The organism is Leucobacter chromiisoli, from assembly GCF_016522505.1.
GTDB classification, from domain to species: Bacteria; Actinomycetota; Actinomycetes; order Actinomycetales; family Microbacteriaceae; genus Leucobacter; species Leucobacter chromiisoli.
The window spans coordinates 332,383-350,683 of sequence record NZ_JAEHOH010000001.1 but is presented as its reverse complement, the minus strand read 5'-3'; the positions used below and the strand labels follow the sequence as shown (position 1 = coordinate 350,683).

Annotated in this window: 13 protein-coding genes; 3 read left to right on the top strand and 10 right to left on the bottom strand. The window is 71.2% G+C overall.

The annotated features are described in order from the left end of the window. Nucleotides 1-14 precede the first annotated feature (14 nt). Nucleotides 15-980 (bottom strand): DsbA family protein, encoded by a 966-nt coding sequence (locus JD276_RS01475; protein WP_200113037.1) that lies wholly within the window; start codon nt 978-980, stop codon nt 15-17. Nucleotides 981-1,053: 73 nt separating this feature from the next. Beyond that, nucleotides 1,054-3,870, bottom strand: a complete 2,817-nt coding sequence (secA, locus tag JD276_RS01470) for a preprotein translocase subunit SecA (protein ID WP_200113035.1) — start codon at nt 3,868-3,870, stop codon at nt 1,054-1,056. Nucleotides 3,871-4,059: 189 nt separating this feature from the next. Between secA and JD276_RS01465 the strand changes: the two genes are divergently transcribed. Next, complete coding sequence (locus tag JD276_RS01465; protein WP_200113033.1) at nt 4,060-4,542, top strand: Fur family transcriptional regulator; 483 nt, start codon at nt 4,060-4,062, stop codon at nt 4,540-4,542. A 59-nt stretch (nt 4,543-4,601) separates the two neighbouring features. Beyond that, complete coding sequence (locus tag JD276_RS01460) at nt 4,602-6,101, top strand: catalase (RefSeq protein ID WP_200113031.1); 1,500 nt, start codon at nt 4,602-4,604, stop codon at nt 6,099-6,101. Nucleotides 6,102-6,193: 92 nt separating this feature from the next. Here the strand turns inward: JD276_RS01460 and hpf are convergent, their stop codons facing one another. Both hpf and JD276_RS16260 read right to left on the bottom strand, forming a co-directional pair. Continuing rightward, entirely contained in the window at nt 6,194-6,826 is a 633-nt protein-coding gene (gene hpf, locus JD276_RS01455) for a ribosome hibernation-promoting factor, HPF/YfiA family (protein WP_200113029.1), read from the bottom strand. 108 nt (nt 6,827-6,934) lie between these two features. Beyond that, on the bottom strand, nt 6,935-7,702 hold the full coding sequence (locus JD276_RS16260) for a ComF family protein (RefSeq protein ID WP_200113027.1): 768 nt from the start codon (nt 7,700-7,702) through the stop codon (nt 6,935-6,937). A 156-nt stretch (nt 7,703-7,858) separates the two neighbouring features. On the opposite strand from JD276_RS16260, the gene JD276_RS01445 reads away from it, so the two are divergent. Beyond that, complete coding sequence (locus tag JD276_RS01445; RefSeq protein WP_200113025.1) at nt 7,859-9,121, top strand: lipase family protein; 1,263 nt, start codon at nt 7,859-7,861, stop codon at nt 9,119-9,121. Here JD276_RS01445 and JD276_RS01440 read toward each other — a convergent pair. From JD276_RS01440 to JD276_RS01415, 6 genes are read right to left on the bottom strand one after another with little or no spacing between them, the layout of a single operon-like run. After that, nucleotides 9,118-10,812 (bottom strand): LpqB family beta-propeller domain-containing protein, encoded by a 1,695-nt coding sequence (locus JD276_RS01440; protein WP_200113023.1) that lies wholly within the window; start codon nt 10,810-10,812, stop codon nt 9,118-9,120. The two genes, JD276_RS01445 and JD276_RS01440, sit on opposite strands and share 4 nt — an antisense overlap. Then, nucleotides 10,809-12,515, bottom strand: coding sequence for an MtrAB system histidine kinase MtrB (gene mtrB, locus JD276_RS01435; protein ID WP_200113021.1), 1,707 nt, complete (start codon nt 12,513-12,515; stop codon nt 10,809-10,811). The genes JD276_RS01440 and mtrB overlap by 4 nt, the downstream gene beginning before the upstream one ends. A gap of 20 nt (nt 12,516-12,535) precedes the next feature. Continuing rightward, entirely contained in the window at nt 12,536-13,219 is a 684-nt protein-coding gene (gene mtrA / locus JD276_RS01430; RefSeq protein ID WP_200113019.1) for an MtrAB system response regulator MtrA, read from the bottom strand. Nucleotides 13,220-13,273: 54 nt separating this feature from the next. Next, nucleotides 13,274-13,792: a hypothetical protein gene (locus JD276_RS01425; RefSeq protein WP_200113017.1), complete on the bottom strand. Its 519-nt coding sequence runs from the start codon at nt 13,790-13,792 to the stop codon at nt 13,274-13,276. A 27-nt stretch (nt 13,793-13,819) separates the two neighbouring features. Next, nucleotides 13,820-15,208, bottom strand: a complete 1,389-nt coding sequence (locus JD276_RS01420; protein WP_200113015.1) for a DUF5719 family protein — start codon at nt 15,206-15,208, stop codon at nt 13,820-13,822. Beyond that, nucleotides 15,205-18,297 (bottom strand): glycosyltransferase family 2 protein, encoded by a 3,093-nt coding sequence (locus JD276_RS01415; RefSeq protein ID WP_200113012.1) that lies wholly within the window; start codon nt 18,295-18,297, stop codon nt 15,205-15,207. The genes JD276_RS01420 and JD276_RS01415 overlap by 4 nt, the downstream gene beginning before the upstream one ends. Nucleotides 18,298-18,301 lie beyond the last annotated feature (4 nt).

Here is an 18,301-nt window from a genome sequence, read left to right as displayed (position 1 = left end):
CCACCCGGGAAAGTCTACTCGGACTCCTCGACGTTGTCAGTCTCCTCCTGGGCCGCCGCGTCCTTCTCGACGTCGGCCTTCACCTTGAGCAGGTAGGTCTCGAGGTCGCCGTCGCGCTGCGGGTTCCACTGCTCGCCGTTGACGATGACGAGCGGGGTCGAGACGAGGCGCTGCGGCCCGCCCTCGGCCTGCAGCTGGCCGTTCGAGTCGAGCAGCTGCGCGCCGTCGGCGAGGCCGACGATGCCGGTCTCGGTGGCGGCCTTGGTGTTCGATGCGACGAAGTCGGCGAACGGCTTGTCGGCCACGCACTGCCGCAGCTCGCCGGTCGGCTCGGCGCCGGCCTGCTCGGCCTGCTCGAGCAGCTCGTCGTCGGTGAGGCCGGCGGTCTGTTCGGCGGGCTGCACATCGGCGCTGAGCAGGCGGGTGTGGAGTTCGAACGCCGCGTCGGGCTGCTGCTCAACGACGCAGCCGAAGAGGTTCGCGGCGCGCGTCGAGTACTTGGTGCCGAGCGAGGCGCCGTCGAGGAAGTTGATCGGGTAGACCTGCAGGGTGATGTCGCCGCTGCCGACGTACTGCTCGAGCATCGAGCCGAAGTTCTGCTCGAAGCTGCCGCAGGCCGGGCACATGTAGTCGACGTACACCGTGACGTCGAGGGGCAACTCGTCGCGGTTGACCTCGGGGGCCTGACGGTCCTCGCCCGACTCGAGCGCCGGGCCCTCGACGACCTGGAGATCCTGGCCGAAGACGACGCCGCCCGACGCCATGTTCCGGGGGCCCGGGCCCGCGGGCTTCATGGTCTGCATCAGCACGACGCCCACGACCGCCAGGATGGCGATGACGCCGAGCACCACACCGCCCTGGATGAACAGGCGGTTGCGCTTCTCGCGGCGCTTCTCCTTCTCGCGGGCGATCCTGGCCTGCTCGCGGGCCTGGTTGCGCCGCTCGTTCTTGGTGGGGCGAGGATTGTTCTCGTTCGCCATGCGTCTCTCCATCGGTCTCTGCTGTGCCGAGCTGCGCGATGCCGGGCAGCCTGCGTGTGGGGGAAGGCGGGGGCTACTGTCCGAATGCGCCGCGCTCGGGGTTCTTGCCCTGCTGCGCGGCCTTGCGCTCGGCCGCCTTCCGGGTTTCGGCGGCCTGGCGGGCGGCGACCTCCCCCGCCGAGGGCGCCTTCCTGCCGCCCTGGGCACCCGGAGCGCTCTTGGAGGCCTTCTTCCCCCGGCTGTTCTTCGCTGCCGGGGACGTGCCCGAGCCGGCCGGGTTCTGCACCTCGGCCTCGCCGTCCTCGCTGGGCGCCGTGTAGCTCAGCTTGGACTGGTCCGGGCCCTGCTCCTTCTCCAGGCCGCCGCCCTCGAGGTGGACGTGATCCTGCGGTCCCTCGGCCGGGCGCACCTGCACCTCGAGGTTGTAGAGCAGCCCGATCGACTCCTCCTTGATCTGCCCCATCATGCCCTCGAAGAGCTGGTAGCCCTCGCGCTGGTACTCGATGATGGGATCGCGCTGCGCCATGGCGCGCAGGCCGATGCCCTCGCGCAGGTACTCCATCTCGTAGAGGTGGTCGCGCCAGCGACGGTCGATCGTGGTGAGCACGACGCGCCGCTCAAGCTCGCGCATCGCCTCGCTGCCGAGGGTCTCCTCGCGCTTCGTGTAGGCGACGGCCGCGTCCGACTGGACCTCGCGGCGCAGGAAGTCGCGGTCGACGCCCTTTCCTCCGGCCTCGGAGACGATCTCGTCGACGGTGATGCCGACGGGGTAGAGCTGCTTGAGGTCGCTCCACAGCGCGTCGAAGTCCCACTCGCCCGTGGTGCCGTGCGAGTCGAGGATCGCGTCGATCGCCTGCTCGCGGAAGGTGAGCACGCGCGCCTCGATGTCCTCGCCGTCGAGGATCTGACCGCGGTCGCTGTAGATCGCCTTGCGCTGGCGGTCGAGCACGTCGTCGTACTTGAGCACGTTCTTGCGGATCTCGGCGTTGCGGGTCTCGACCTGGCTCTGCGCGCTCTGGATCGCCCGGGTGACCACCTTCGACTCGATGGCCATGTCGTCGGGGAAGCTGTCGCGGTTCATCAGCGCCGCCGCGGCGCCGGAGTTGAAGAGGCGCATGAGGTCGTCGGCGAGCGACAGGTAGAACCGGCTCTCACCCGGATCGCCCTGACGGCCGGAGCGGCCCCGGAGCTGGTTGTCGATGCGGCGGGACTCGTGGCGCTCGGTGCCGAGCACGTAGAGGCCGCCGACCTCGCGCACCTTCCCGGCCTCCTCCTCCACGGCGGCCTTGACCGCGTCGAAGACGCCGTCCCACTCCGCCTCGTAGCCCTGCGGGTCCTCCTCAAGGGAGAGCCCGCGGCTCGCCATCTCCTGCACGGCGAGGAACTCGGCGTTGCCGCCCAGCATGATGTCGGTGCCGCGGCCCGCCATGTTCGTCGCGACGGTGACGGCACCGAGGCGGCCCGCCTGCGCGATGATCGCGGCCTCCCGCGCGTGGTTCTTGGCGTTCAGCACCTCGTGCCGCACGCCCTTCTTGGCGAGCAGCCGCGAGAGGTACTCGCTCTTCTCGACGCTCGTGGTGCCGACGAGCACCGGCTGGCCCTTCTCGTGGCGCTCGGCGATGTCCTCGACGACCTGCGCGAACTTCGCCTCCTCGTTCTTGTAGATGAGGTCGGACTGGTCCTTGCGCTGCATCGGCTTGTTGGTCGGGATCGGGACCACGCCGAGCTTGTAGGTCGACATGAACTCGCCGGCCTCGGTCTCGGCGGTGCCGGTCATGCCCGAGAGCTTCTCGTAGAGGCGGAAGTAGTTCTGCAGCGTGACGGTGGCGAGCATCTGATTCTCGGCCTTGACCGGCACGCCCTCCTTCGCCTCGATCGCCTGGTGCATGCCCTCGTTGTAGCGACGGCCGGCGAGGATGCGGCCGGTGTGCTCGTCGACGATCAGCACCTCGCCGTTCAGCACGACGTAGTCCTTGTCGCGCGTGAACAGGGCCTTGGCCTTGATCGAGTTGTTGAGGAAGGAGATGAGCGGGGTGTTCACCGACTCGTAGAGGTTGGTGATGCCGAGGTAGTCCTCGACCTTCTCGATGCCGGGCTCGAGCACGCCGATCGTGCGCTTCTTCTCGTCGACCTCGTAGTCGACGCCGGGCTTCAGCTTGCGGGCGAGCTTCGCGAAGTCGGCGAACCACCGATTGGCCTCGCCCGAGGCGGGGCCCGAGATGATCAGGGGCGTGCGCGCCTCGTCGATCAGGATCGAGTCGACCTCGTCGATGATGGCGAAGAAGTGGCCCCGCTGCACGCGATCCTTCGCGCTGCCCGCCATGTTGTCGCGCAGGTAGTCGAAACCGAACTCGTTGTTCGTGCCGTACGTGATGTCGGCCTCGTACTGCTTGCGGCGCTCGGCGGGGTTCTGGCCCGCGACGATGCAGCCCGTGGTCATGCCGAGGGCGCGGAAGATGCGCCCCATCAGCTCGCTCTGGTAGCTCGCGAGGTAGTCGTTGACGGTGATGATGTGCACGCCCCTGCCGGCGAGGGCGTTGAGATAGGCGGGCATGGTGGCGACGAGGGTCTTGCCCTCGCCGGTCTTCATCTCGGAGATGTTGCCGAGGTGCAGGTTCGCGCCGCCCATGACCTGCACGTCGAAGGGGCGCAGGCCGATGGTGCGCTTGGCCGCCTCGCGCACGGCGGCGAAGGCCTCGGGCAGGAGGTCGTCGAGGGTCTCGCCCTTCTCGAGGCGGACGCGGAACTCGACGGTCTCGCCGCGCAGCTCCTCATCGGTGAGATCGGCGAAGGAGTCCTCAAGATTCGCGACGAGCTTGGCTTGCCGTTCGAGCTTCTTCAGGGTGCGTCCCTCGCCTACGCGAAGGAGCTTCTCGAGGACTGTTGCCACGTCTTCTCTCCTGTACCGTACGTGGGCCGCCCGGAGGTCGAGCGGCCGAGAGTTGCCAGAATGCGACAACGCTTCAGCTTAGCAAGGCGGCGTGTCGGCTGGCTGAGCGGGACCTCCGACCCCCGCGCGGCCCACGGGACTTCATCAGATGTTCTTTTGATTCATTCAAAACAACGCTAGAATCGGAGCGTGACCACGACGCGACCCCTCTCGAGCACGGCCGAGCGCCTGCACGACGCGGGCCTGCGCTCGACGGCCCCGAGGCGCGCAGCCCTCGAGGCGCTCGCCCCCGGCGGGCACCTCGATGCATCCGAGATCTTCGAGGCGGTGAAGAGCGAGCTGCCCGGCACCTCGCTGCAGGCCGTCTACGGCGTGCTCGGAGCGCTCACCGAGGCCGGCCTGGTGCGCAAGATCGAACCCGGCGGCAGCGCGGCGCGCTACGAAGCCAGGGTCGGCGACAACCACCATCACATGGTGTGCCGCGAATGCGGTCGCATCGAGGACGTGCAGTGCGCGATCGGAGCCGCCCCCTGCCTCGTGCCGAGCGAGGATCACGGCTTCACCGTCGAGGCGGCCGAGGTCACCTTCCTCGGCACCTGCCCCGACTGCCGCGCGGCCGACGCCGCTGGGGCGGCCGAGACCGACGACGCCGGCAGGGCGTCCGGCGCCTGACGCCCCGATCCCGCGCACCAGACTCACACACTCCCACCCACTCCCAGAGAAAGGACACTATGTCCGAGCAAAAGCTGACCACGACCGAGACCGGTACGCCGATCGCCAGCGATGAGCACTCCCTCACCGTCGGCGCCAACGGCCCCACCGTGCTCCACGACCGCTACCTCGTCGAGAAGCTCGCGCATTTCAACCGCGAGCGCGTGCCGGAGCGCAACCCCCACGCCAAGGGCGCAGGCGCCTTCGGCGAGTTCGTCGTCACCGAGGACGTCTCGCAGTACACCCGCGCGGCGGTGTTCCAGCCCGGCGCGAAGAGCGAGACCCTGATCCGCTTCTCCTCCGTCGCCGGCGAGCAGGGCTCCCCCGACACCTGGCGCGACGTGCGCGGCTTCTCCCTGCGCTTCTACACGACCGAGGGCAACCTCGACATCGTCGGCAACAACACCCCGACCTTCTTCATCCGCGACGCGATGAAGTTCCCCGACTTCATCCACTCGCAGAAGCGCCTCGGCGACTCCGGCCTGCGCGACTCCGACATGCAGTGGGACTTCTGGACCCTCTCGCCCGAGTCGGCCCACCAGGTCACCTATCTGATGGGCCCGCGCGGCCTGTCGAAGACCTGGCGCCACCTCAACGGCTACGGATCGCACACCTACCAGTGGATCAACGCCGACGGCGAGCGCTTCTGGGTGAAGTACCACTTCATCTCCCAGCAGGGCGTCGAGCCCATGTCCCCCGCCGACGCCGAGCGCATCGCCGGCGAGGACGCCGACTTCTACCGTCGCGACCTCTTCGACTCGATCGCGGCCGGCGACTACCCGTCGTGGGACGTCTACGTACAGGTCATGCCGTACGAGGAGGCGAAGACCTACCGCTTCAACCCCTTCGACCTCACCAAGACCTGGTCGAAGAAGGACTACCCGCGCATCAAGGTCGGCACCTTCACGCTGAACCGCAACCCGGTCAACTTCTTCGCCGAGATCGAGCAGGCCGCCTTCTCGCCCGGCAACCAGGTGCCCGGCACCGGCATCTCGCCCGACAAGATGCTCATGGCCAGGGTGTTCTCCTACCCCGACGCGCAGCGCCACCGGATCGGCACCAACTTCAACCAGCTGCCGGTCAACCAGCCGCATGCCGCCGAGGTGGACAACTACATGCACCAGGGCAACATGCAGTACCACTTCCCGCCGGCCGCCCACCGCGTCTACCACCCGAACTCGTTCGGCGGCGACGGCGGACCGGCCGCCGACCCGCAGGCCGGCGTCGAGGCGAGCTGGGAGTCGGACGGCGAGCTGGTGCGCACCGCCTCCACGCTGCGCAGCGACGACGGCGACTTCGTGCAGCCCGGCATCCTCTACCGCGAGGTCTTCTCCCCCGAGGAGCGGGAGGGCTTCCACCAGGTGCTCGGCGGCCAGGCGCAGGCGATCACGATCGATGAGATCCGCGAGCGCTTCTTCCAGTACTGGACGAACGTCGACGCAGGCCTCGGCCAGATCCTTCGCGACGGCTACGCGCAGGGAGCGGTCGAGCCCGCGACCGACTCGCACGAGAACACGTGAGCCGGAGGTCGTGACACGACGAACGGGGCCGATCCGCACGGATCGGCCCCGTTCCCGTCTCGGCCGACGGTTCGGCGCCGGCCTCGCCGACGCTACCCCTCGAAGAGCGAGATGACGCCGTAGTTCCAGCCCTTGCGCCGGTAGACGACGCTCGGCTTGCTGGTCTCGACGTCGACGAAGAGGAAGAAGTCGTGGCCGACCAGCTCCATCTGATCGACGGCCTCATCGACCGAGAGCTTCTCCGCGGGGAACTCCTTGGTGCGGATGACGACGGGGCTGTACTGCTCCTCGTTCTCCTCGGATCCCGCGACGGGGATCGCACCGGTGGCGACCGCCTGCAGGGTCTCGACCGACGCCGGCGTGATGTCGACGCCGCCGAAGTCGCCCGCCGCCGCCTGGCTCAGCGAGGTCAGGCCCCGCCCCTTGGACACCTTGCGCCTGTCCTTCATGCGGCGGATGCGCTCGAGCACCCGGCCGTACGCGACATCGAACGCGGAGTACTTGTCGCCGCCCGTGGACTCGGCGCGGATCACCGGGCCCGGGCCGATCACGGTGATCTCGACGCGATCCCCGTTCTGCGGACTGCGATCGCTGAGTCGCGAAACACGCACCTCGAACGACTGCGCCTTGGGCAGCAGCCCCGCCACCTTCTCGGTCTTCGAGTCCACGTAGTTCTCGAAGCGATCGGTGATACCGACATTCCGTCCGCGGATGTTCACGTCCATGGTGACCTCCCTGGTGACTCAGGCGGGTGGCCTCTGAGGGGCGCACCGTCACGCCTTTCACGAACTGTATCGCCTCGAAAGCGGACGGTGCCACTCCTCCGACGAAGTTCACACGTTCGGGTGTGTCGAGCGGCGCACCTCGCAGAGGGCCGCGACCGCGAGCACTCGCGCTCCCGCCCGCTCGAGCGCCCGGCGGGCCGCGGCGACGGTGGCTCCGGTCGTGATGACGTCGTCGACGAGGACCACCTCCCTCCCCCGCAGCGCAGCGGCCAGCCGGGAGCGGACGGCCACCAGCTCCGCGTTGCGCCGGCGCTCGTCGGCCGTGAGGCCGACCTGGCTGGAGCGCCCTCGCAGCGTCCGCAGCGCCCGCATCCTCCGGACGCGGCTTCCCGGCCTCTCCGCGCGGAGGCCTCGGAGCGCGGCGTCGACGAGCACCTCGACGTGCCGAAATCCCCGCTCGCGCACCCGCCCCGGTCGGGAGGGCACCGTCACGACCACGGGAGGCGGCCCGCCGCTCGCGAGTTCGAGCGCCGCGGCGATCGGGGCGCCGAGCCGCCTGCCGAGATCCCGAGCGAACCCGGTGCGGCCTCCGTGCTTCAGAGCGACGAGCATCGAGCGCACGGGACCCTCGTACGGGCCGGCCGCCCACGCGACCGGCCCGTGCGACGGCCCGGGCAGCTCACGGCGCAGCAGGTCGACCGGCGCGCGGACCTCGGCGAGGCAGGCCGCGCAGCAGTCCCGGTCGGGAGCCCCGCAGGCGACGCAGCAGGTCGGCCACACGAGCGCCGCGAGATCGTGCAGCAGCGCTCGGATCGGCGCCTCGCCGCGCACCGCACCGCGCGCGGAGCCGCGCACCGCACCCTGTTCCGCACCCACGCCGTCAGTCTGCGCCCCTCTCCGGGACCATTCGCGGTTCTCCACAGGGATGACCCGACTCGGGGCGCGAACGCGCTCTGCCGGCGGCTCCCAGGCTCGACCGCGGCGCCGCCGTAGAATCGAAGATCTGCACCGGCGCACCGGTGCGGACGCCCCGTGACCCCAGTCCGAAAGCAGATGCCGAGCACGCGATCCAGCCCCGACCTCCCCGCGCTTCTCGAACGGAAGGCCCGGCGACGTCGGCGACGCCTCATCACGGTGCAGACGCTGCTCCTCGTGCTCATCACCCTCGTCTGGGCCTATCAGACCGACGTGCGGGCGAACCTCGAGAAGCGGGAGGCCGCCGAGATCTCCGTGAACGTGCACGGCGAGCCCGCCGATCCCGCGCACGACTCGTCGGCCGTCGTCTTCTTCGACGGCTTCGGCACCTACGACGCCGATCACCTCTCCGACACGCTCGCCGCCGGCTACAAGGAGATCCTGGACGGGGAGACCTGGTCGGTGAGCTACGGCAACGCCCCGCTCGCATCCGAGCGCATCGGTGAGCTCATCCTCGACCTCGCGCACGAGCGGGGCGTGACGGACCTCGCGCTCGTGGGCTACAGCATGGGCGGCATCATCGACCTCGAGGTCGCCGCCTACCTCGCCGGATCGCCCGAGGTGACGGTGCGCAACATCACGCTCGTCTCCACGCCCGACGGGCTCGACGGGCTGCGCCCGCACCAGAAGAAGGAGCTCGAGTTCGCCCAGACCTTCGCCCGCGTGCCGGGGGCGCAGTACTCGACGTTCCTGCGCTTCATCGGCGAGGTGTACTTCATGCGGGATCGGTACTCAGACGGCGACCTCGGCACCCGGGCCTCGAACTTCGTCGAGGTGCTCGGGATCGCGAAGGACTACGTCGGCCGCCCCCGGCTGCCGGGCACGTGGCTGCTCGTCGACCAGGCGTTCGCCATCGCCAACGCCGATCTCGACGGAGCGCTCCGCACGATCGCGGAGGAGAGCCGGATGGTGGAGCCGCTGCCCACCGTGCTGTATCTCGGCACCGCTCCGCCCGGCAGGGACTACATGGTGAACGACGAGGTCTCCTCGAAGCGCATCTGCCGCTACGCCGCCCTGTACGGGATCAGCTGCGAGATCCGCGACGTCCCGGGCGCCGTGCACACCATGCCCGAGCGCACCGCCGACGCCTACCGGGCGACCTTCGGCGAACTCCGACCCTCAGCGCAGCTGGACATGGAGCAGGCCGAGCTGATGCACGAGCTGCGGACCGGCGGGGACGGCGAGGGGCTGCGCAGCCTCGAGCAGCTCGGTTTCGAGCCGCCCGAGATCTCCGAGGGCGAGATCCCCGGCGAGGTGCAGGAGGGGGCATCCGGCGCACTCGATCCGGAGCGAGCCGAACACGCCGAGGCCGGCTCCTAGTCCAGCTTCGCGAGCAGGTCGACGCCGGTCTCCTGCGGCTGCCACCCGCTGCCCTGGGGCGCGAACAGCGTGCCGTCCTCGCTCAGCACCCGCAGCTGCGAGCGGTTGCCGTCGCCGCTGATCTTCGCCCCGCCCTGCACCGAGCCCGCCTCTGTAGCGAAGACGCCGGGACCGCCGATGGTGGCCCGGCTGCCGGTCCCGGCGCTCGTGAGCACGGCGAAGCGCTGCTCGTCCATCCAGTCGAAGTCGATGGGCTCCCCCGTCGTCCACAGCTGCACGACGGCCTCGTCCTCCGTCGCCACCGGCGCGCCCTGCTCGTCGCGGACGATCCCGGCGACCAGCACGGCGCTGAGATCCTGCTCGGAGACGAGCGCCGCGATGCGGTTGCCGTCCGGCGAGATCCGGATCGCCGCCGTGTCGCGGCCCGCCAACCAGGGGGTCGCGACGGCCTGCGCGCCGCTCCCCGGCAGGGTGGCGAGCATCTGCGCGGTGCCGCCGACGGGGGAGGTCCACACGTAGCCGAACGGGTCGACGGTCGGGTCGAGCTGACCGGACCGCCCGTCGACGAGGACGGACTCGGTCTCCGTGACCCAGTACGTCCCCTCGCCGTTCCGCACGGCCGCCCCCGTGAGGCTCCGATCGAGCACGACCGCGGAGGGGTTCGCCCCGGCGATCTTCTCACTCAGCCCGGGAACCGGCTCGATGTCGCCCGATGCGAGGAGCCCGAAGGCCCCGTCGCGCATCACCGCGGTGCCGGAGGCCTCGGCGCCCCGGGGCGCCTCATCGCTTCTGCCGACGAACTCGGAGGCGACGGACGCGCCGTCGGCGAGCAGCTCGTAGCGGCTGACGTTCGACACCGCCTGGAGGCTCGCGGAGAGCTGACGCAGGAGGTCCTCCTGCTCCTCGTCGCCGGCCTCGAGCATCTCAGAGGAGAGGTCGATGCGCGCCGTACCCTCCGAGATGGGCACGGAGGGCGAGACGAGGTGCGTTCCGGCGGGGAACGCGGTGCGCAGCGACTCCCGCATGCTCGGCGCCGGGCCCTCGATGAGCTCGTTGACGATCCTCGTGGCCTTGGTCGACCGGTTCAGGAACCACCGCGTCTCCGGCACGAGCACGTCGTCCGCGCCGAGGAAGTAGAGCTGATGGGCCGACCAGACCGCCGAGAAGGTGTCGCGATCCAGGATGATCCCGGTCGGCGCCGAGGAGATGCGCCACTCCCCGTCCACCTGCTCGAGCTCGAAACGCACCTCCGTCGTCGGCCCCGGGGCGATGGGGGTGAGCACGCCCCCGGCGCTCACGGAGGCCGTCGCCGAGAGCGAGAGCACGCCGACGTCGTCCTCGGTCGTCCGATAGGGCCTCGTGCCCTCGTCGACGAGCACCCCGGCGAACGGGTCCCACTGCTCGGCGTAGTCGGGGGTCAGGAACTCGCGCGCGATCGCGTAGTCGTCGGTGTTCGACGAGCCCGCCCGCACGAAGTTGCGCACGATGTCGGCCTGGCTGTCGCCCTCCCTCGGGCCGTTCGGCACGAAGAGCACCGGCTGATCCGCCTGACGGAGGGAGGAGAGGCCCGCCTCGACGGGCCCGGAGTCTGGGATCGCCTGGCAGCCCGTGAGCAGTGCCGCGGCGAGCGCCGAGGTCGCCGCGATCCGGGATCCTCGGCGCCATCCGCCGTTCGGTCGCCGTTGCGTCATGGCTTCCTCGCCTTCGATACCCTGCGCTTGGGGCGCCGCAGCCAGCCCCCGGTGGCCTGCGGATCCCCGCTCTCGACCACGACGTCCTCGGGGATCAGCGGCAGCGGCGACACGAACTCGGCCGTGTCGTCGCCGCGGGGCAGGGTGAGCCGGAAGTTCGACCCCTCGCCCGGTCGCGACCACGCCTCGAGCAGGCCTCCGTGCACGGCGGCGTCCTCCCGCGCGATCGCCAGCCCGAGCCCGGTGCCGCCGAGGGTGCGCTTGCGCGAGGGGTCCGCGCGCCAGAACCGGTCGAAGGCGTGCTCGACGTCCTCGGTCCGCATGCCGACGCCCCAGTCGCGCACCGAGATCGCCACGGCCGCCGCGTTCGAGTCGATGGTGACGACGATGGGGTGCCCCTCGCCGTGCTCGACCGCGTTGCCGACGAGGTTCGAGACGATCCGCCGGATCCTCCTCGCGTCGACGTCGACGGGGGCGTAGCCGCCGAGCGGTCGCACCTCGATCAGGCTGGCCGAGAGCGGCTGCAGCCCGTCGACGACGCCCTGCACGAGCTTCACGAGGTTCGTCGGCTCGGTCTCGAGCGTCACCCGTCCCGCGTCGTAGCGCGAGATCTCGAGGAGGTCTCCGAGCAGCACCTCGAAGCGGTCGACCTGGGTGCCGAGCACCTCGACGGCCCTGGCCTGCGCGGGTTCGAGGCCGTCGCTCTGACCGCGCAGCACCTCGGAGGCGAGGCGGATCGTGGTGAGCGGGGTGCGGAGCTCGTGCGAGACGTCGGAGACGAACCGCTGCTGCATCTCCGAGAGGTGGTCGAGCTCCTGGATCCGGGCCTGCAGGGTGTCGGCCATGTCGTTGAAGTTCACCGACATCTCGTCGAAGTGCTCGTCGTTCTGCATCGACATGCGGGCCTCGCTCTCGCCGGAGGCGAGGCGCCTGCTGGTGTCGGCGGCGGCTCGGATGGGGCGGAACACGATGCGCGACATGGTCCACACAAGCACGCCGATGAACAGCATGAGGATGATGGCCGCGATCGCGAGCGTGCGCTGGATGAACCCGAGCGTGTCCTGGGTGTCGGTGAGGTCGTAGCCGATGAAGAGGTCGTAGGTGCCGGCGCCCGAGGGGAAGCTCAGGCTCGAGGCGACCACGATCCCGGGGCCGGAGGTGCCCTCCGTCTCGTTCTGGATCGCCACGGGCTGCCAGTACTGCTCCTCCTCGCCCGAGGCGACGGCCGCCGCGAGGTCGGGGGTCACCGACTTCACGAGCGTGGACGAGGTCATGAAGTCGTCGCTGCCCTCCGAGAACGGGGCCTGGCCGGGCTGCCGGCGCACGTAGATCATCGAGCTCTCGGAGGTGTTCTGCACCGTCTGCCGCACGGAGGTGAAGAGCGACGAGATGCCGCCGCGGTCGGTGGTGTCGAAGGCGTCGATCTCCCGCTGCGCGGCGAGGGTCGCGCGCGCCGAGTCCTGGAGCGCCCGATCGCGCCGCGAGGAGTAGAGGTCGTCGCCGATGCTGGTCAGCAGGTAGATGCCCGAGACGAGGATCATGAACCCCGTGATGAGCGCCGTGATCGCCATCGTGCGCAGCATCAGCGACCGCCGCCAGCGCGCCCGGAACGGCCCCAGCAGCGGCTGGCTGATCCGCACCCAGCGCAGGTGGAGACGGCGCAGTCTCAGTCCGAGACGCGAGCGGCCGTGCGGGGATGACATGGTGCGGGTCTGGCAGCGGGTCAGTCGCTCGGGGCGCCGGCGCGGTAGCCGACGCCGCGGACGGTCGTCACGATCGTGGGGTGATCGGGATCCTGCTCGATCTTGGCGCGCAGCCGCTGCACGTGCACGTTCACGAGGCGGGTGTCGGCCTTGTACTGGTACCCCCAGACCTTCTCGAGCAGCACCTCCCGCGTGAACACCTGCTGCGGCTTGCGCGCCAGGATCACCAGCAGATCGAATTCGAGCGGCGTGAGCGGGATCAGCTGGGAGCCCCGCCGCACCTCGTGCGCGGCGACGTCGATGTCGAGGTCGCCGATGCGCAGGGTCTCGACGACCTCCTGCTGCGGTTCGCGCAGGCGGGCGCGGATCCGCGCGACGAGCTCGGCCGGGTTGAACGGCTTCACCACGTAGTCGTCGGCGCCGGCCTCGAGCCCGCGCACGACGTCGGTCGTGTCGGTGCGGGCGGTGAGCATGATGATGGGCGTGCCCGATTCGGCCCGGATGCGCGAGCACACCTCGATGCCGTCGAGGCCCGGCAGCATGACGTCGAGCAGCACGAGATCGGGGCGCATCTTGCGGAACTTCTCGACCGCCTCGGCCCCGTCGGCGGACTGCTCGGTGCTGAACCCCTCCCCCTCGAGGACCATGCCGAGCATCTCGGCCAGAGCCCTGTCGTCGTCAACCACCAGAATGCGAGCGCTCATGCCACCATTATGGCCGCATTCCCTGCTCGCCGCCCGAGCGGCGCCCCGTCGGGGTCAGTAGTGGTCGAACCGGCCCGGCAGCAGCTCCCACGGCTCGCGGCCCAGGTAGTCGCAGACCGCGCGGTAGACGCAGTGCTGCACGAAGAAGCGGCGATGATCGGGGTCGTCGACGTGCAGCACGGGCGCGCGCTGGATCGGCATGCGGTAGAGCATGATGGTGCGGGCGCCGCGATCCACGGAGTAGTACATGGGCTGGGTGCTCGCGTCCGCGGACACGCGCCGCGGAGCGCCGGATAGCCCGGCGACCGGGACCGTCGCGAAGCCGATGTTCACGCCCTCGAGCTCTTCCGGGAGGACCGACTGCAGCAGCTCGACCGTCGCCCGGGCGTCGACCTCGAAGCGCACGACGCGGCCGTCGGGGTCGGGCAACCCCGGCCCCGTGAGCGACGACCGTATGGGGCGCCTGCCGTGCCTGCGCGCCGGGCCCGACGCGCCGCCGACGCGGCCCGGCGCACCGGCGCCGCCGCTCGCTCCAGCGCCTCCGCGGGAGCCCCTCCGCGCACGTCCGAACATGCCGCCCAGTCTAGCCCGTGGGGCTCCCTATCGCGTGTAGACCGTCAGCTCTCCCGAGCGCGACTCGGCGGGCAGCACGGGGTATCCGGCGATGCCGTTGCGCGCCATGCGGACTCCCACGAAGATCGGGGCCGTGCTCGTGATCTCGGCGGAGGCCGGGGCCCGCGACGTCACGGCCGCACCCGCCGGGATCTTCACCGTTCGCGGCTCGTCGTCCGATCCCGCCTCCGCGATCTCCGCCTCGGCGTCCTCGGCGCCCGGGTTCACGAGCACGAGCCCGCCGCCCGAGACGACGGCCGCCGCCGTCGGCGTCTCGGCCGGGATCTCCCCGCCGGGCGCGAACCAGGCGTAGTCGCGGTCCTCGTCCCTCACGGCGGTGCCGAGCACCCCTCCCACCACGGGAACGTCGGCCTCCACGATCACGGCGTTCGCCCCCTCCGGCCACCGCTCGGGCCGCAGCTCCGCGACCGCGCCGGCCTCCAGTTCGACGCTGCCGAGCTCGGTGCTCTCGCCCTTCTTGTCGACCGCGCGCACGGTGGCCCGGCCGGAGGCGTCCGGCGCGAGCAGGCGCACCTGCACCGGATAGTAGTCCCCCTCCTGGTCGCCGTGGTTGTCGACGTGGTCGTAGATGTTGGTCACACCGGGGATCACGAGCGTGGATTGCGGTTCGAGCTGCCTCGTCACCGTGTCCACCGCGAAGGGGTCGAGGGTCTCGATCTGGCTGACGCCCATCGTCGCCGTGACGGTCGCCCCGGTGCTCACGACCCGCACGGCCAGCTGCTCCCGGTCCGCGGCGTAGCCGTTCAGCGACACGGTGCGCTCGGATCCCGGCGGCACGAGCACGCCCGTCGTCTGCCCGGCGTCGACCGGCCCCTCGGCGTCGTACACCGTCACCCGCGCGGTGGCGGGCACCTGGCCCGGGTTGCCGAGGCTGAGCGTGCTCGAGGCGCCGACGGCGGTGCTGCCGCCGACGAGCCACTGCTCGTTCACCGGCTCGGTGCAGGCGCTCGCCGAGAGCCCGCTCAGCGTGGGCGTCGAGAGCCGCTGGGTCTGAGCCGCGACGAGCGGCGCGTCGGCGGGCCCCTGCACCACGGCGGGCGCGCTGCCGCCCTCCTCCTGGCGAACCAGCTCGGTCGTCTCCGTCGGATCGCCCGCGATGGTCACGGCCGCGGTGCCGAGGGGCACGGCGACGCCGGATCGCGTCGGGTCGGCGCCCAGCTCCGCGAAGGATCCCGCGCAGACGTAGGTGCGCTCGGAGTCCTGGGACGTGTCGACCGTCATCGCGAGCGGCGTGCGCTCGACGCCGGGCAGCGGCACGTTGCCGAGCAGCACGATCGCGGTCGCGGCGATCCCCGTCACGAGCAGGCCGACCGTCGCCCGGACGCCGACCCGCAGCACTTCGGACCGTTGGCTCATCGCGTTCCTCCGTTCGCGTTCCCGGGATGGATCCCGCCGTTCTCCGCCCCGCCGTCGGGGGCGGGTTCGTCGACGCCCGAGTCGGTCTCCCCCGAGAGGGTCTCGGCCGCGCCGGGAGCGTCGGCGCCGGGATTCTCGGGGTCGGGATCCGCGGATCCGGGATTCTCGGGGCCGGGATCCGCGGCTCCGGGATCCTCGGACCTCGGGCCGTCGCTCCCGGCGACCTCGGAATCCCCGGCGCCGCCGATGCCCCCGCCGGAGCCGGCGCCCGCCGCGGGCACCCGCTGACGCCGGCGGGAGGGCCGCTTGCGGCGGCGAGGCCGTTCGACGACCTCCCCGGTCGGCAGGGCGAGCAGCACGATCCCGAGCAGCACGATCAGCTGGGCCCACCACAGCGTGCTGCTGCTCAGCGAGGTGCCCGCGAGGCGGGCGCCCGTGTCCTCCGCGGCGGCGCCCGAGTCCGCGATCTCGGCTCGCCACAGCAGGCCGTGCTCGGTCTGGCCCGCGCTCGTGAGCGCGCGCTGCTGGTCGAACACCGACTGCAGCTGGGCCCGCTCACCGGGATCGCCCTCGGCCGTCAGCAGCACGAAGCCGACGTGCCGCTCCTGCAGCTCCTCGGTGAGGTCGGCGTCGGTGGTGCTCGCGAGCCCGCCGACGAGGTCGGCGACCCAGCGGTCCTCCTCGGTCGGCTCGGTCGACTTGGCGGCCGTGCGCAGCTGGTCGAGGCGGAGGCCGGTGCCCGAGACGAGCCGGGCGCGCACCGCGTGCTCGCCCTCGGCGCTCAGCACCAGCGTGCGGAGGCTGGGATCGGAGACGCCGGCCGCCTGCACGAGCGCGGGCATCTGCTCGGCTCCCGGCCGCAACCCGGTGTTCGCGGTGGCGAGCTGGAACCCGAGCGGCGCGACCGCGATCGCCGCGGCGAGGAGCGCCGTCACGGCGACGGGCGTCGTGGCCCTGCGCAGGGCCGAGCAGCCGACCGCTGCCAGGCTCAGGAGCGCGATCCAGAAGAGGGCGAGCCCCGAGCCAGTCCACAGCGGCACGCTGACGGCGCCCTCCGTGACGAGTCGCAGCTGCGACGCCGCGAGCGCCGTGATCATGCCGAGCCCGCCGAGCAGGGTGTTCAGGATCGTCACCGGCACGCGCGAGGTGAAGAGGCCGAGCAGCCCGAGCAGCGCGATCGGCACGAGCAGCACGCCCACCAGCAGCGTGGCCGGCGGCCCGCCCAGGCCGAGGGCGTCGAGGATCCCGGCCCAGCCCTCGAGCCCGAACTCGGGGAACCCGATGAGCAGGTGCCATGCCGTTCCCGGCTGGTAGTCGGGCGTGATGCCGGGGTCGAGCAGCAGGTCGAGCGCGCGGCCGTTCAGCACGAGCTGCACGGCCTTGGGCGCGAACAGCACGGCCGGGGCGATCGCCGTCGCAAGCACCCGCGTGACGCCGCGCAGCGAGCTGAAGAGGCCCACGATCAGCAGCACGACCGCGGCGGGGATCAGGACGGGTGCGCACGCCAGCGCGACGGCGGCGAGCAGCGAGGCGGTGCCGGCCCAGCTCCAGGACTCACGGCATCGCGTGGCGGCGAGGAGCAGCCAGGGCAGCACGACCGCGAGGATCAGCGTCGGCAGCCGCCCCGAGTCGAGCGAGCCGAGCAGCACCGGGCTGATCGCCCAGCCGAGGCCGAGCAGCGCCCTCCCCGCGCGGGAGCCGGTGAGCTGCGCGGCCCAGATCCAGCCGCCGAGGGCCGCGAGCGGGATCGAGGCGACGAAGAGCAGCACGACCGCGTGGGACGGATTCCAGAAGGTGAGGGTCCCCAGCACCGCGAGCACCCAGGCGAAGGGGTCCGCGGGAACCCCGTCGATGGTGCGCGTGTGCATCCAGAGCTCGCCGATCGGGCTGAGCGGGGCGAGCGCGCCGCCGCTGAGGCTCGTCTGGGCGAGCGTCCACCAGCAGAGGGCCGCCGCGAGCACGACCGCCCCGATGAGCACGGCGAGGCCGCCGCTCGAGATGAAGTGGATCTCGGGTGCGCGTCGCCCCTGCGCCGCGAGAATGGCCTCGCGGTCGATCATGCGCGCGGTGCGCACGCTCTTGGGGTCGACGCGCAGCGGCCGGATCGCCGCCCAGCCGGCGCTCGAGTGGCGTCTGATCCGTCGACGCGACGCGATGATCGCAGCCGGATGGAAGAACACCCGCATCGCCGAGGTGAACTCGCCGAGCATCTGGCCGGGCTGCTCCCTGATCAGCGACCAGAAGACGCGGGCCACGCCGAGCAGCGGCAGGCCGAGCCACATGAAGAACGCGAAGAGGGCGGGCGCGTAGACGATGCGCCGGTGCAGATGGGAGGCGCGCCCCTGACGATGTGCGGCCCGCATCACCGAGCGCGAACGGTCCACCCGCGGGCCGGCGATCCCGCTCTGCGCGAACCTGACCCGGGATCCCGGAGCCACCTCGACGCGGTAGCCGGCGAGGCGGGCGCGCACGCTCAGGTCGAGGCCGTCGTCGTAGACGGGCAGTGCGGGGTCGAATCCGCCGAGCTGCTCCCAGACGTCGCGCCGCACCAGCATGCCCACGGGCCCGACGCCCAGCACGTCCTGCATGTGGTCGTACTGCTGCTGATCGAGCTCCTGCCTGCGCAGCAGCCAGCGGCTGCCGTAGCGGGTGAGGCTCTGTCCGAGCTCGATGATGCGCTCGGGGCGGTCCCAGTCGACGAGCTTCGGGCCGGCGATCGCGACGGAGGGCGCGCGCTGCACGATGGAGAGGATGCGCTCGAGCGCCTCGGGCTCGGGGCAGGAGTCCTCGGTGAGCAGCCAGATCCACTCCTCGACGATCGACCCGGTCTCGCTCGTGTCGCCCGTCTCGCGGGGCATGGTCTCGACGGCGTGCTGCACGGCCCGGCCGAACGAGACGCGATCCGGCACCGAGATGATGCGCTCGGGCGCGGCGGATCGCAGCTGCTCGGTGAGGTCGCGAGAGCCGCCGTTGGCGACCGCGAGGAGCCGCTCGGGACGCCGGGTCTGGGCGGCGATCCCCGCGATGGTCTGGTCTAGCCACTCGCCGCCTCGATGGGCGACCAGCACGGCCGTTACTCTGGTGCGCATATCG

Excerpts from the sequence above, each read along its gene's own strand:
- mtrA (WP_200113019.1), bottom strand. The coding sequence starts at position 13,219 with ATGAGCGCTCGCATTCTGGTGGTTGACGACGACAGGGCTCTGGCCGAG.
- JD276_RS01475 (WP_200113037.1), bottom strand. The coding sequence starts at position 980 with ATGGCGAACGAGAACAATCCTCGCCCCACCAAGAACGAGCGGCGCAAC.
- hpf (WP_200113029.1), bottom strand. The coding sequence starts at position 6,826 with ATGGACGTGAACATCCGCGGACGGAATGTCGGTATCACCGATCGCTTC.
- mtrB (WP_200113021.1), bottom strand. The coding sequence starts at position 12,515 with ATGTCATCCCCGCACGGCCGCTCGCGTCTCGGACTGAGACTGCGCCGT.
- JD276_RS01420 (WP_200113015.1), bottom strand. The coding sequence starts at position 15,208 with ATGAGCCAACGGTCCGAAGTGCTGCGGGTCGGCGTCCGGGCGACGGTC.
- JD276_RS01415 (WP_200113012.1), bottom strand. The coding sequence starts at position 18,297 with ATGCGCACCAGAGTAACGGCCGTGCTGGTCGCCCATCGAGGCGGCGAG.
- JD276_RS01440 (WP_200113023.1), bottom strand. The coding sequence starts at position 10,812 with ATGACGCAACGGCGACCGAACGGCGGATGGCGCCGAGGATCCCGGATC.
- JD276_RS01425 (WP_200113017.1), bottom strand. The coding sequence starts at position 13,792 with ATGTTCGGACGTGCGCGGAGGGGCTCCCGCGGAGGCGCTGGAGCGAGC.
- JD276_RS01460 (WP_200113031.1), top strand. The coding sequence starts at position 4,602 with ATGTCCGAGCAAAAGCTGACCACGACCGAGACCGGTACGCCGATCGCC.